The following is a 14,145-nucleotide window of genomic DNA, read 5'->3' on the forward strand; positions in this document are numbered from 1 at the left end:
CAACACAAGGAGAGGTGAATATGGTCCGGCAGCGTCAGGCGGATTTACTGCTGGTAGCCGCTACGGTTATCGCCGCATGTGGGTGGATATTTTCTCGCGAAGCCATCGCCGGAATGCCGGTTTTCGCCTTCCTCGGGCTGCGTTTCTTTTTTGCGGCGCTGCTGCTGCTGCCGTTTTGTCGCGGCTTTCACGTTGAGAGGCGACACTGGCGGCAGATGACGATCGGCGGGCTGTGGTTTGCGCTGAACCTGTGTCTGTGGATCTACTCGGTTTCGACCACTGCCTCGCTGGGCGAGGGGGCGTTTATCATGAGCCTGTCGATGCTGTTTGTGCCGCTCACCGCATGGGTGATGATGAAAACACGCCCTGCCCGGGCATACTGGGAGTGCCTGCCGGTCGCGATCGTCGGCCTCGGGCTGCTCAGTCTGCATATGCCGATTGCCTTCCACCCTAGCCAGGGCTGGTTTCTGCTGACCGCGCTGGTGCAGTCGATCTGGTTTTGCTACACCAGCCGCTGCGCCCGCGATGTGCCCCTGATCCCGCTGACCACCGTGCAACTGGCGATTACCGGGGTCGTTGGGCTGGGGATCTCCGCCGCTGTCGAAACCTGGGACCAGCCATTCACGCTGCCCACTTTCGGCTGGCTGCTGGCCAGTATTGTTATCGCCACCAGTCTGCGTTTCGGCCTGCAAATGAAGGGGCAGAAGTACGCGGCGGTGGCGAGCGCTGCGATTATCATGGTGCTGGAGCCGCTGTTGACGGTCATTGCCGCCGCGTTGTGGTACGGCGAACAGCTGCCGTTGCAAAAGATTATTGGCGGTATGCTGATCCTGGTGGCGCAGCTGTGGTTCCGCTGGCGGATGCTCAGGCCGTTACGCTAAACCGTTATGCTGCTGCGCCATCAGATGCAGCAGCGGCACCAGCGACAGCCCGTCAGGCATCTCGCCGCGGGCGATCAGCTGGCTGATTTCGGCGAAGGTAAACCAGCCTGTTTCCATCACCTCATCCTGATCTTCATCCATTCCGACATACGTCAGATCGCGCGCAAGCCAGGTGATAAACAGCTGGTCGCTGCTGCCGTAGGAGGGGTTGTAGCGGATAATTTCTGTGGCCTGTTTCGCCTGATAGCCGGTCTCTTCCCGTAGCTCGCGTAGGGCCGCCGCGCGCGGCTCTTCCCCTTCATCAATACCGCCGGACGGAATAGCCCATACCACCTTATCGATCAGATACCGATAGTGGCGGATCAGCAGTACTTTGTCCTGCTGCATGGCGACAATCCCCACCGCCGGACGCGGGTAATGGACAGAGTAAAAATCGCGGCGCTCGGCGTCGGTGACGTCGATGGCCACTTTACGCATGCTGAACCACGGAGTTTGCGCAATCACTTCGGCGTCGTGCATATCGGCGGCGCTTAGTCTCTTTTTCATCGTAGCCACTTCCTCAGAAAACCCGCGTTCAGGACACCATAGCCTGGGGCGGATGGCAACCGCAGAAAGTTGGCCCAATCTCATCGAACATTGCCCAAATGCCCATATTGCGCCAGGCTGGTGGGACGTACGATGTTCGCCAGATAACCGCGAAGAGGAGTGAACATCATGAAAATGACCCAGATCCGTAACTCAACTCAGCTTATTGAATATGCAGGGAAAAAGTTCCTGATTGACCCGATGCTGGCGGATCGTGGCGCCTGGCCGGGATTCCCGGGCACCGCCCGCGCAGCGCTGCGTAATCCGTTGGTCGGGCTGCCTTTTTCCCTGAAAACTATCATTGATGTCGATGCGGCGATCGTCACCCATACGCATGATGATCATTGGGATGAGGCGGCGATCGCCGCGATCCCGAAAACGCTGCCGGTTTTTGTGCAGCATGACGGTGATGCCGGGCTGCTGCGTGGACAGGGATTTCAGGATGTCCGTCTGCTGTCGGAAGAGAGCGAGTTTGCCGGCGTCCGTTTACAGAAAACCACCTCCGGGCAGCATGGTAGCGACCGCACCTATGCCGTACCGGCTATGGCGGAGCGGCTGGGCGAAGCCTGCGGCGTGGTGTTTCGCCATCCGCAGGAGAAGACGCTGTGGCTGGTCGGCGATACCATCTGGCGTCCTGAAATTGCGGCCGACATGCTACGGCTACGTCCCGATGTCGTGGTACTGAATGCCGGGTACGCGCACGTGATTGGATTCGGGCCGATTATCATGGGCAAAGAAGATGTGCTGAAAACCCATTTCACCCTGCCAGAGGCGAAAATTGTCGCCATCCATCTTGAGGCGGTTAATCACTGCCTGCTGAGCCGCGAGGAGCTGCGCGAATACGTGGCGGATAATCAGATTGCCGATTGTGTCAGCATCCCGCAGGATGGGGAAAGTATGATCTTTTAAGCCCGCCGCGGGGAACGGAGAGGATGATGAAATTAACCGATGTCGCGATTGTTGCCGTGGACGGGTTCAGCCCTTTTCACTACTCGGTTCCCTGCATGTTGTTTGGCGATAGCGTCTCGGAAACGAAACGCTTTAACCTGCAGATTTGCGCCGAACGGCCGGGATTGTTGACCGCGCGCGACGGTTTTGCGCTCAACGCCAGCGCAGATTTCACCGCTCTTGAGCAGGCCGATATCGTGGTGGTGCCTTACTGGGGAGCGGTGCATCAGCGTCCGCCCCAGTCGCTGCTGGATAGCCTGGTACGGGCAAGGGAGAACGGCGCTGAAATCGTCGGGCTGTGCCTCGGTGCCTTTGTTCTCGGCTATGCCGGGCTGCTGGACGGCAAACGGGCGGCGACCCACTGGGAGTTTGAGCAGGCATTTCAGCAGCAGTTTCCCGAGGTGCGGCTGGATATCAACGCGCTGTACGTTGATGACCAGCGGATCATTACTTCAGCGGGCACCGCGGCGGCGCTCGACTGCTGTCTGTATATCATTCGCCAGCGTTTCGGCAGCCTCGCGGCGAATCAAATCGCCCGGCGTATGATCGTGCCGCCCCATCGTGAAGGGGGCCAGGCGCAGTTTATCGCCCAGCCGGTACCGAAAAATACCCGCGACGCGCGGATTAACGGCCTGCTGGAGTATCTCCAGCAGCATATCGCCGAGCCGCACAACCTCGACTCGCTGGCGCAGGTGGTGGCGATGAGCCGCCGTACGCTGACTCGTCACTTTACCCGGGCTACCGGCATGAGCATTGCCGACTGGCTGACCATTGAACGTCTACGGCGCAGTCAGCTCCTGCTCGAGGAGGGGAATATGCCCGTCGAGCAGGTGGCGGAGAGCGTTGGATTCCGCTCCGCCGTGACCTGGCGCCAGCAGTTTAAATCCCGCTTTGGCGTCAGCCCGGCGGAGTGGCGGCGCACCTTTCGCCGCGGCATTTAGCCGGCGAGCGTCGCGCTGTCGATCACGAAGCGATATTTGACATCGCCTTTGACCATCCGCTCCCAGGCTTCGTTGATCTGATCGCCGCGAATCAGCTCAATATCAGCGACGATGCCGTGTTCGGCGCAGAAATCGAGCATCTCCTGGGTTTCCGGGATCCCGCCAATCATCGAACCGGCAATCGCACGACGGCGAAATATCAGATTAAACACTTCCGGCGAAGGATGCGGGCTGGCCGGCGCGCCGACCAGGGTCAGGGTGCCATCGCGTTTGAGCAAGGTGGTGAAGGCATCGAGGTTGTGCGGTGCCGCCACGGTGTTGAGGATGAAATCGAAGCTTTTCACGTGGGCGGCCATTTCGTCCTCGTTGCGTGAGACAACCACCTCATCCGCGCCCAGCGCTTTTGCCGCTTCCCGCTTCGATTCTGAGGTGGTAAAGGCCACCACGTGGGCGCCCATGGCGTGGGCCAACTTAATTCCCATATGTCCCAACCCGCCAATACCTACGATGCCGACTTTTTTTCCCGGCCCGACGTTCCAGTGGCGCAGCGGAGAGTACGTGGTGATCCCCGCGCAGAGCAGCGGCGCCACGGCGGCAAGTTGGGCTTTCGGATGGCGCACGTGCAGCACGTAGCGTTCGTGCACCACAATCTGCTGCGAATAACCGCCGAGAGTGTGTCCGGGCGCGTCTGCCGTGGGGCCGTTGTAGGTGAGAATCATATGGTCGCAGTAATTTTCCAGCCCTGCTTCGCACTCTTCACACTGTTGACAGCTGTCGACCATACAGCCGACGCCGACCAGATCTCCCACGTTGAATCCCGAGACCTGATTGCCGATGGCGGTCACCTGGCCGACGATTTCATGTCCCGGCACGCAAGGATAGAGCGTACCGGCCCATTCAGATCGCGCCTGATGAAGGTCGGAGTGGCAGACGCCGCAGTAATCGATGGCGATCTGTACATCGTGGGGGCCCGGGTCGCGGCGGGAGATAGCCATCGATTTCAGCGGTTGGGTGGCGGAGTACGTACCAATAGCATTGATCTGCATAGCGAAACCTCTTTCTGAATGAACGTGCTGGATGATTCGGAGGGGATGACCTGCTTTTTGGCGGCAACGGTAAGCGTAGCCTGGTCAGCGCGGGGCGTGGGGCGATTAGCTCAGAGTGTTAAACAGAAAAGGGAAAAAGACGGGATAAAAAAGGAAAGGGGCAAAAAGAGGCGGGTTCCCTGCCTGGCAGGGAACCCGCAGCGTTGAGGCGATTATTCAACCGGCGTCAGATAATCCAGGCGCAGCGGCTCAGCCAGCAGGCTGTCCATTTGCGCGATAAAGGCCTGAAAGTGCGGCAGAGCGATGTGTGCCTCCAGCGCCGCCGGGTCACGCCACGACTCGCGCATGTAGAAGGTGTCCGGCGCATCGCGCAGTTGAAACAGGGCATAATCCAGATTACCCGCTTCCTGACGGGTCGGCTGTAACAGCGCTTTCAGCGCCTGCCGCAGAGCGGCCGTTTGCCCCGGTTTGGCCTTCAGAACCGCAATGACAGATACCGTGTCGTTCGTCATCTTAAAACCCTTCCAGCACGATTTTGCCGACCGCGCGTCCGGTTTCCAGCTGAGTGTGCGCTTTCTGCAGGTTGCTGGCGTTGATTGGACCGTAATGCTCGCCGAGGGTAGTTTTGAGGGTCTTATCGTCAATCAGGGCCGCTACCCGGGTCAGCAGCTGATGCTGGGCCAGCATATCCGGCGTTTCAAACATCGAACGGGTGAACATAAACTCCCAATGCAGCGAAAGGCTTTTAGCCTTCAACGGGCGGGCGTCCAGGGTTTGCGGATCGTCAATCAACGCCAGCTTGCCTTGCGGGGCGAGAGCCGCAATCAGCTGCGCGTAATGTTGCTCAGTATTGTTGAGGCTGGCGACGTGCGTCACGGCGTTGACCCCAATCCGCGCCAGCTCTTCACTGAGCGGCTTGCTGTGATCGATAACGTGGTGCGCCCCGGCATCAAGCACCCATTTCTGGCTTTCCGGGCGCGAAGCGGTGCCGATGATCGTCATACGCGTCAGTTTACGCGCCAGCTGCGTGAGAATGGAGCCGACGCCACCCGCCGCGCCGACAATCAGCAGCGCGTCCCCGGCGTTGCCGCCTTCCTGCACGCCAAGACGATCGAACAACAACTCCCATGCGGTGATGGCGGTCAGCGGCAGGGCGGCGGCAGAGGCGTTATCCAGCGAGCGCGGCTTCAGGGCGACGATCCGTTCGTCGACGAGCTGAAACTCGCTATTACTTCCCGCGCGCCCCAGCGCACCGGCATACCAGACTTCATCGCCCGGCGCGAACAGGGTGACCGCCTCGCCGACCGATTTTACGACGCCAACCGCATCCCAGCCCAGCACGCGCGGGGTATCGCCGGTAAATCCGGCGCGCACTTTGGTATCCACCGGATTCACGGAAATCGCCTTCACTTCGATGAGCAGGTCATGCCCCGCAGCAACCGGAACCGGTAGCTCGATGGCGCTTAAAAATGGGATGTTACTGCCTTCAGTAGCGGCGCGGGTAATGGCAATCGCTTTCATACACTCTCCGGTTTTAAATGGGGTTTCTGTGGGAATCCATTAATGGTAGACCCCTGGCGGGGAGGGAAAAACGGGGCCCGGGCGATAAGAGTTATATTGAAAAGCTGAAAATCAGCTCCGGGGATAAGCGTCGCGCTATCCGACGCAGATCCCTCAGCGCGGATACGCTGACTTCGCCGGTGGCACGGCGCCAATGCAGAGACTCCCGGGAGGAATATCGCTAAACGATCGCTCCGGGGAATGTGGTTTGTACTTCGCTAATTATGTTTCATATTTGAGAATGTTTTTGTTCCTGTACCGCAAATATGAATATCTTCCGCAGGGAATAATAATATTGCGTTATCGCTCAAGGTTTATGCCTTGACTCCTGGCATCCTGCGTGCGATTTTCCCTCTATAAAATAATAAACAGAGTTTCATATCTGGAACGAAAATATAAAAATCTTGCTGTTTAATCGATAGTTTCACTGCTGAGACAAAAATAAATAAAAACGCCGATATTAAGCGGCGAGGCTTTTTATCGCTTATTAAAATATAAAGTGAGGGATGTACTATGCGTAAATTAGTTCTTTCGCTGCTGCTGGTCGCCAGCGCCAACGGGCTGGCACAGGCGGACGACGGCAAGCCTTTTCCGCATATCGGCTGGCGCAGCGCGGACAATCTCGCTGGTCTGGATTTCGGCGGCGCGCTGCGGGCCAATTACCGCTATGAAGACTGGAAGGGCAGTAATTATCGTAACCCGCCGCATCTGCGTTTTGATACCTTTCGTATCGACAGCAGCGGTTTTTATAATCATTATTTCTTTGATGCCGGATTCTGGTTCCAGGATCATCGTAAATACGCCGTCGACCGCGCCTATGTAGGATATCGCGTTGATGGTAATAATAATATCCAGCTGGGCATTCCCGGCAAACCTTTCGGTCTGCAGCCCTATCCGCAATTTGGCTGGTCGTACGGCATACCGTTTTATTTAGGTTTTGGCGTCAGCGCCGGCAGTGGCGTCAACTATCAATATCACGATAATAACTGGTCGCTGGATGTGGCTTATTTTCCGTGGATGGAGCCGGAGAATTTACGCTACGCGCCGGATGTCGGCGATTACGATCGTCTGAAAAACACGATTTATCCTACCCAGCATCAGCAGCATAATGAAAAGCGCGATCAGGTTAATGTGCGTATCGCGCGCAATTTCCACGGCGGCGGCTGGAGTAACGAGCTGGGCGGCTCGCTGGCGCTGGCGCGCCTGCACAACCGCGAGACTGACGACGACGGTACCTTCTGGGCGGCGGGAGTACACGGCATGCTGCATAACGGGCCGTGGCAGCTCACCTCGCAGTTGATTCGCTACCAGTACGATCCGAAGAACCCGGCGGGCGTCAGCGACGATACGATTCTGATGGGCGGCAACGGCCTGACTCCGGCCTACCTGATCCCGGCTAAAGCGACCACCGCATCGCTCAACCTTGCCCGCGACGTCGATGTGAAATGGGGGACAGTCTCGAAGCTGCGTTTCTACAATGACTACAGCGTACTGTGGAAAGACAAAAGCGGCTGGCAGGATTCGCAGATGAACACCCTCGGCGTGCAGGTCTTCGCGCTACCGGTGATGTTCTGGGTCGATCTCAGCTGGGCGAAGAACGTCAATCCGTGGGGCGGCGCGCTGAACTCTACCGGCTGGACCAGCACTCAGTCCGAGGGCAGCGGTAAATGGTATTTCCGCACTAACGTTAATATTGGTTATTACTTCTGATGAGGGGAACTGGCTTCTCAAAAGCCCCCGCTTCGCACAGCCATCCTGCTAAGAAGTCTGCCGGTTGCCAGAAGATGCAAGCAACATGAAGCCGGTTATCCCTGATGATATTCGGGGTCTGGGTCAACATGAGTTGGCCTGAGGATGACACCGCGGATTGGCATGGTTTATTGCATATGGGGAAGTTCAGGGGTAGCAAACTGGCGGAAGATCACAGGAGTTGAACCTGCCCGGGACCGCTGGCGGCCCCAACTGGATTTGAAGTCCAGCCACCTCACCGGAGATGACGATCTTCCGCGCCTCGATTGCTACATGGAGGCGGGGCGCATTATAGCTACTTTCAGGCATTTACCACATACCTGAACGCACTTTTTTACTGTTAAAACTGGACTTTACAGAACAGTCTGACACAAACCCTCGTAAAATCCGCGGGTTACACTTTTATATTTTTTCTGCGAGGGCGATCTGGCAGGAAAAAACGACGCTGGAGAGATACGCGGCCGCCTCCATGCGTCTCAGTCAGCGTGGCGCATGCATGCCATGTCGCTATTCGCTCTTTCCTGCCAGTGAGTTCCCCCACAGACACCTTTGCCGTTTGGTGATAGCGTAATCTGCCGCTGAGAGGAGCCGCAATGGACTTAGAAAATATCTTTCGTGACGTCAAGCTGAGCAAAACGGAAATGACCGTGCTGCGCTTTATCCAGAATGATCCTGAGCAGTGTGTGCGGGAAGGCATCCGCAGCGTCGCTGAGCGCTGCTATAGCAACCCCTCCTCGCTGGTGCGGCTGGCGAAGAAACTGAAGTTCAGCGGCTGGCTGGAGCTGGTCTATTTTATTAAATTCAATATCACCATGCCGAAACTCGATGTCACCAACGACATCGACTATATGAGTATTCAGCCGACAGAGCGGCTGACGCCGCTGCTGGAAAGCCTGCAGCATCAGCGGATCCTGATCCACGGCAGCGGCTTTTCGCAGCTGATTGCGCAATATATTTATAATAAGTTCCTGGTGACCGGCGTGAACGCCAGCCTCGCGCTGTGGCCGGATTACGAAATCCTGGAGCAAAAAAATGCGGCGAAATTCGACTCCATCTGGATCGTCTCAAAATCCGGGCGCAGCAGCTCGGCTCTGAACTGGGTGAAGGCGCTGGAAGGCAAGGCGATTAATCTGGTGTGCTTTACCGGCGATTATCAAAGTCCGCTGGCGCAGGCGGCGGATACCGCATTCATTATTCATGACCCGCAGAAGTTCGACGATGATATTTACTGGAGCAACCCGTTTTTCGGTTACTGCATACTCGGGTTTGAGCGGCTGCTGAAGATGTGGTTTATACAGACGGAGAACCCTGGAGGCGGCGTTTGACGCGCCTGTCAGGGCGATAAAATGACAACTTACGCGTTCCCGGGTTGTGGCTTAGACGCCTGACCCGGGCTACAAAACCGGCCAATCATGCCTTATCCGGTAGCCCGGATAAGGCGTTAGCCGCTATCCGGGGGATTGAGCCGGGCGTTTATTGCCAGTCGGCGAACTGCGCGTCGTCGAGATAGGCCTCGACCAGGGTTTTGGCCAGCGAAAAAGAGCCGATCAGCGGGTGTGCCATTAATGCGCGTATCGCCAGGGATTTATCGCGCTGCAAAATGGCCGCCACTGCCAGCCGCTCATACTCTTTCACGCTGGCAATCATGTTTCTCTGCGCCGTGGGCACGTGCGCTGGCGTCACCGGTTTTAAGCCATCTTTGCTCAGGTCGCAGCTGATCTCAATCACATCGTCAGGACGCAAGAAATCGAGAGTGCCGTTATTGGGTATGGAGACCACGATTCGTTTGGTGGTGCGGCTGTTGACTGCCTCCAGAATGTCCAGCGCCACCCCGGCGTAGCCGCCGGTATCCGGCTCCTCAATAAACTGGCGCAGGGTTAACGGTTCGCGGGTATGGAATTTCTCCTGCTGCGACTCGTTCTGCATATAGCTATTTTCCCGGCGCAGGTAGTGCGTCATCCACAGAGAAAATGCCGCCTGCGGATCGGCTTTCACATCAATGCCGCGCAGCGCGTCCCGCATATCGCGATTGATACGGGCAATCTGCTCGCCGCGCGTTTCGTCCGCCTCTTGAATCGCTTTTAAGGCTACCTCGCGATAATAGTAATAATAGAGGTACTCGTTGAGTAATTGCTTATCACACAGCTGAACCAGCTCCGGCGAGAAATACTGCATCGCCGTTTTACGGTATAAATCCGGGCTGGCGATCAGGCGTTCGGTCACCTCTTCCCCGCGTACGGTGATGTGGGTGAACCAGGAGAAATGGTTCAGCCCGTAGCACTCGACGCTGAGATCGCGCTCGTCGCAGCCGAGAATCTCGGGCAGTTCGCGAATCAGCTCCGACGGCGCATCGCAAATGCCATATACGCGACGCTTAAAGCCGGACTTGATGATCGCCTCGGTGACCAGCCCCGATGGGTTGGTAAAGTTAAACAGGATCGCATCCTCGGCGGCATGCTCTTCGATCAGGCGACAGTAGTTGAGGATCGCCGGGATCGAACGCATCGCCATGGCAAAGCCGCCCGCACCGGTGGTCTCCTGGCCTAAGGTATTATGCTCAAGCGCAATACGCTCATCGCGAATACGGCTCTCATCGCCGCCCACCCGCAGGGTAGTAATCACATAATTTGTGCCTTTCAGCGCGGCGACCGGATCGCTGGTCGTACTGAACGCAATATCCGGACGAATCGTATTAAACACGTAGCGGGCAATTTCACCAAACAGGGCCAGATTATCTTCCGAGCTGTCCAGAAATACCACTTCCGTTAAACCTATGCGGTGGGCGTTATAAGCCAGAGATTTCGCCAAAAATGCAGAGCGAACGCCGCCCCCGCCTAATACGGTTAATTTCATACATCACTCCCAATTAATTTTCTGCCAGCCAGCTATCAACCCGGGAACGTACCTGTCCCACTTTGACGCCATAAATAACCTGAACTTCGTTACGATTTCGTACGACGCCATTGGCACCGGTACTTTTCAATATGAGATCATCAACCAAATCCATATTTTTAATTACCACCCGCAGGCGAGTGAAACAGTTGTCGACCGAAATAATATTTTCTTTGCCGCCGAGGCCACTAATAATCTCATCGGTCACCGACTGCGGATTACCGACCTTTTTACGATAATCAGCTTTGCTGTAGAGCTTCACGTTATCGTCGTCTTCACGGCCCGGTGTTTTTAAATTCAGCTTCACTACCAGGGTGCGGAAAATAACGTAATAAACGGCGAACTGACCGATACCGATAAGAACATACCCAGGCCAGCGCGTTAATGAGACCGGCAGCGGCAGGTTATAAATCAGGAATTCGATAAGCCCGGATGCGCCCCACGGCCGAACGGTAAAGATGTCACAAATCGCCTGTGACGCGGCGGTCAGGGTGGCGTGAATCACCCAGAGCAGCGGCGACACGAACAGGAAGGTGAACTCAATCGGCTCCGTAATACCGGTGAGCATTGAGGTAATAATGGCGGGCAGCAGAATCGCTTTAGCCATCATTTTTTTCTCCGGTTTCGCCGTGTGATAAAAGGCCAGCGATGCGCCAGCGAGGCCGAAAATCGTGGTCATCCCCTGCTGTGAGAAACGGAGCGCATCGTTCATGACCGGGGTCAGATCCGGGTGGCGCATATAGGCGAGGAAAATCGCCTGGGTACCGGAAACCACCTGTCCGTCAACGTTTAGCGTACCGCCGATTTGCGTGAGCTGGAACGGCGACCAGACGAAATGGTGCAGGCCGGTGGGGATAAGGAATTTTTCAAAGAAGCCATAAACGAAAACCCCCGCCACGCCGGCGTTTTTCATAAATCCGGTTAACGCCCCGATACCGTGGGTCATAAACGGCCAGATCCAGGTGAAGGCGATGGCATAGAAAATCACCACCGGGGTCATGGCTACCAGGGTCAGCTTGGCGCCGCCGTACATTGACAGCGCGCCGGGCAGTTCGATGTTCGAGACTTTGTTATGCACCCAGGCAATGGTGCAGCCGAGGATAATGCCGAGGAACACCCCCATATCGACGACCACAAAACCGAGCAGTTGCGTCTGACCGGTGCCGTAGTATTCGCCATTAATTTTTTCAGCGATGCCGTGGATATGTTCCAGCCACGAATGGTTAGCACCCAGAAACATAATAAAACACATCACTGAAACCAGGGCGACTTCTGTTTTTTTATCTTTCGCCAGCCCATAACTAATACCGACGCAAAAAAGTAATCCAAGATTGCCAAACAGCGGCCAGAACGTATCGCCGAGTAATTGTCCTGACTGATGTAAAAAACTGGTTTCAGAAATTAATGTAGGGTTGGTTAAGACAGAACTGAGTGCCAGAATCAGGCCAATGACGGGCAAGAACAGGACTGCACCGATCATTGCTCTGGAGAATTTTTGCATATTCTCCAGAATACGTTGACGTATTGCGGACATAGTCGTTCCTTTATTTTTATATTTACATAGGGTTTTTAATTTTTATCTCTACTTCCAGTATTTTGTTTATAGCAATTCCGATCTTTGAAAGAAACAGGTTGCGGGAAATAGGTACAGGTAGCCGCAAAATGCACACAGGTTTCGCTGACGAGAAAGGCGTGCCTGAGGGAGTGAAAGAGGGACCGATGGACGAAGACCAGAGCGGGACCCTCTCTCCGGCGGAGAGAGGGCGGAGGGCGATTACGGTGCTGGCGGGGGAGCGATTGGCTGAGCCGGCTCGCTGTTTAGCTGGCCGTTGCGCATCACTTGCGCAACCTGCTGTTTCTCCATATTCACCGCGCTGAGCTGGCCGTTAACCGTCGGTTTCAGCGGCGCATCGGCCTGCACGCTGCCGCTGGCGGTCAACTGGAAATTACCGTCGCCGGAAACCGGCAGGGCGGGCCAGCCCCAGGCCTGCAGAATATTCAGCGGTACGCCGCGACCGTTCAGACTGAGCGTGACCTGGCGCTGGGGAAGCTGCGAGACGGCCGCCGTGGCCTGCAGGATACCGCGCTCGGTAAAGGCGCTTAGCTCGGTGATGTTGAGCGTTGAGGCATTGGCGTTAAGCTTCAGCGATGGCCGGCGAACGTCGATGCGATTAAAGGTTGCGGCGGCGGCGTTCAGCGTTGCGCTGCCGCTCCACACGCCCCAGCGATGGTCTTTCACCAGCTGCAGTTCGCCGCCGTAGCCGTCAAGGGCGGTGATCTGCCATGGGAATGCGGGATCGATATCGATAACCAGATTGCGGCTGGCGCTGAATTTCTTCAGCGTCAGGTTTTCCAGCCACGTGGGCAGCGACTCCATCCACAGCTGTTTCCAGTTAGCGGGGAGGGTATATTCCAGCCCGGCAAAGGCGGTGTCGTCCAGCACCAGCGCGTTACCCGCGCGCAGCCAGTTGCCAGAAGTCCGTACCATCCCGCCTTCCCAGCGTGAGGTGAACTGGCGCAGCGCGATACCCTGTGGTGAAAATTCGGCATTGGCGATGGGATCAAGCAGATGCAGCGATCCGTTAATAAATTCGCTGGCGTTCATCGACAGGGTGCCGTCATCGCTTTGCCACCCGCCCTGGCTCAGGGTCAGGTTGCGTAGATTGAGGTCGAGATCGGTCACCGCCCAGTCCGGCCCCTGCAAACGGGCGTCGGTCATGTCGAGACGGCCAATGTGCAGTGAAGGGACGCTGGTCAGCGGGGTGAAGAATTCTGCCAGCGATTTATCGCTCTGCAGGCGAATTTCGTTGAGCTGCAGATTATCTACCAGCCAGCTGCCGTCGGCGTTGCGTTTGGCGTTGCCGGTCAGCGTCCCGCGCGCAATATCGGCGCCCAGCGTGGATAACGTTACTTCGCCATTATCAAGGCTTCCCTGGATCAGCACGTTACTGGCATCCACGCCGTTGAGGGTCAGCGAGCCTGCGCTCATCTGAATCTGTGCCTTTTTACCCAGCACATTGCCCGCTTCCGGCGCCCAGGGGCTGACGCCGCCGTCAACGCGCTGTGCGCTCAGCGCCCAGCCGGTTTCCGGGCTGTTAAACGCCATATTGCGCAACTGCAGACGGTCGGCGGCAAAGGGTAAAGAAGCGGAGGAGGGCGAGAGATTTAACGTCCCGTCGCTAAGCACAATCTCGTCGGCGTGCAGCGGATCGCTGAACTGGCGGGTGCTGAAGCCAATATCCACCGCTTTAGCGACCAGCGTCGGCGGTTTGCCGTCGCGTCCGAAAGTGACATTTTGCAGCTGCAGGTGAAGAGGGGAAGAGAAGCTGTGCTCCATCGCATCGAAGGAAACCTGCCAGCCGGTGCCATCGCTCAGCCAGGCGCTGGCCTGACGTGAACCCCAGTGGGTCTGGAGCAGGAAATAGAGGGCAATCACCACCACCAGTAGGGCGATCGCGAGCCACAAAATCAGCTTTCCAATAAATTTCATGATCTTCCATCCTGAGAAGTGCACATAGGGCTGTTATGCACGATTTATGCGCA

General features: G+C 56.7%; 12 protein-coding genes and 1 tRNA gene. 5 read left to right on the plus strand and 8 right to left on the minus strand.

All coding sequences use genetic code 11. From position 1 onward, the window contains the following. The first annotated feature begins 20 nt into the window (after positions 1–20). Positions 21–881, plus strand: coding sequence for a DMT family transporter (locus BV390_RS15865; RefSeq protein ID WP_032690233.1), 861 nt, complete (start codon positions 21–23; stop codon positions 879–881). Here BV390_RS15865 and BV390_RS15870 read toward each other — a convergent pair. Next, entirely contained in the window at positions 873–1,427 is a 555-nt protein-coding gene (locus BV390_RS15870) for an NUDIX domain-containing protein (RefSeq protein ID WP_032697025.1), read from the minus strand. The genes BV390_RS15865 and BV390_RS15870 overlap by 9 nt on opposite strands. 168 nt (positions 1,428–1,595) lie before the next feature. On the opposite strand from BV390_RS15870, the gene BV390_RS15875 reads away from it, so the two are divergent. Next, positions 1,596–2,375: an MBL fold metallo-hydrolase gene (locus BV390_RS15875; protein ID WP_085397099.1), complete on the plus strand. Its 780-nt coding sequence runs from the start codon at positions 1,596–1,598 to the stop codon at positions 2,373–2,375. Positions 2,376–2,401: 26 nt separating this feature from the next. Further along, entirely contained in the window at positions 2,402–3,355 is a 954-nt protein-coding gene (locus BV390_RS15880) for a GlxA family transcriptional regulator (protein ID WP_032690236.1), read from the plus strand. Here the strand turns inward: BV390_RS15880 and BV390_RS15885 are convergent. The 3 genes from BV390_RS15885 to BV390_RS15895 form a co-directional block, all read right to left on the minus strand. Further along, positions 3,352–4,401 (minus strand): NAD(P)-dependent alcohol dehydrogenase, encoded by a 1,050-nt coding sequence (locus BV390_RS15885; protein ID WP_032690237.1) that lies wholly within the window; start codon positions 4,399–4,401, stop codon positions 3,352–3,354. The genes BV390_RS15880 and BV390_RS15885 overlap by 4 nt on opposite strands. A 212-nt stretch (positions 4,402–4,613) precedes the next feature. After that, positions 4,614–4,913, minus strand: a complete 300-nt coding sequence (locus tag BV390_RS15890) for a putative quinol monooxygenase (RefSeq protein ID WP_032690238.1) — start codon at positions 4,911–4,913, stop codon at positions 4,614–4,616. A gap of 1 nt (position 4,914) precedes the next feature. Beyond that, complete coding sequence (locus BV390_RS15895; RefSeq protein WP_032697022.1) at positions 4,915–5,922, minus strand: zinc-binding alcohol dehydrogenase family protein; 1,008 nt, start codon at positions 5,920–5,922, stop codon at positions 4,915–4,917. A 552-nt stretch (positions 5,923–6,474) separates the two neighbouring features. Here BV390_RS15895 and BV390_RS15900 point away from each other — a divergent pair. Further along, entirely contained in the window at positions 6,475–7,671 is a 1,197-nt protein-coding gene (locus BV390_RS15900; RefSeq protein WP_085397100.1) for a hypothetical protein, read from the plus strand. A gap of 201 nt (positions 7,672–7,872) precedes the next feature. On the opposite strand, the gene BV390_RS15905 is transcribed toward BV390_RS15900, so the two are convergent. Continuing rightward, positions 7,873–7,967: transfer RNA gene (locus BV390_RS15905), tRNA-Sec, on the minus strand. Between the two features lie 336 nt (positions 7,968–8,303). Between BV390_RS15905 and BV390_RS15910 the strand changes: the two genes are divergently transcribed. Next, a complete protein-coding gene (locus tag BV390_RS15910) occupies positions 8,304–9,035 on the plus strand; it encodes a MurR/RpiR family transcriptional regulator (protein ID WP_032697020.1) in 732 nt (243 codons plus the stop codon). A gap of 148 nt (positions 9,036–9,183) precedes the next feature. Here BV390_RS15910 and BV390_RS15915 read toward each other — a convergent pair whose 3' ends face one another. The 3 genes from BV390_RS15915 to BV390_RS15925 all read right to left on the minus strand — a co-directional run bounded on the left by BV390_RS15915 (position 9,184) and on the right by BV390_RS15925 (position 14,092). Next, positions 9,184–10,563: a family 4 glycosyl hydrolase gene (locus BV390_RS15915; protein WP_032690242.1), complete on the minus strand. Its 1,380-nt coding sequence runs from the start codon at positions 10,561–10,563 to the stop codon at positions 9,184–9,186. A 13-nt stretch (positions 10,564–10,576) separates the two neighbouring features. Further along, positions 10,577–12,136, minus strand: coding sequence for a PTS transporter subunit EIIC (locus BV390_RS15920; RefSeq protein WP_046853325.1), 1,560 nt, complete (start codon positions 12,134–12,136; stop codon positions 10,577–10,579). 240 nt (positions 12,137–12,376) lie between these two features. Further along, positions 12,377–14,092, minus strand: coding sequence for an AsmA family protein (locus BV390_RS15925; RefSeq protein WP_085397101.1), 1,716 nt, complete (start codon positions 14,090–14,092; stop codon positions 12,377–12,379). Positions 14,093–14,145: the final 53 nt, after the last annotated feature.

It is taken from the genome of Klebsiella sp. YJ (assembly GCF_002108615.1).
Taxonomy (GTDB): domain Bacteria; phylum Pseudomonadota; class Gammaproteobacteria; order Enterobacterales; family Enterobacteriaceae; genus Klebsiella; species Klebsiella planticola.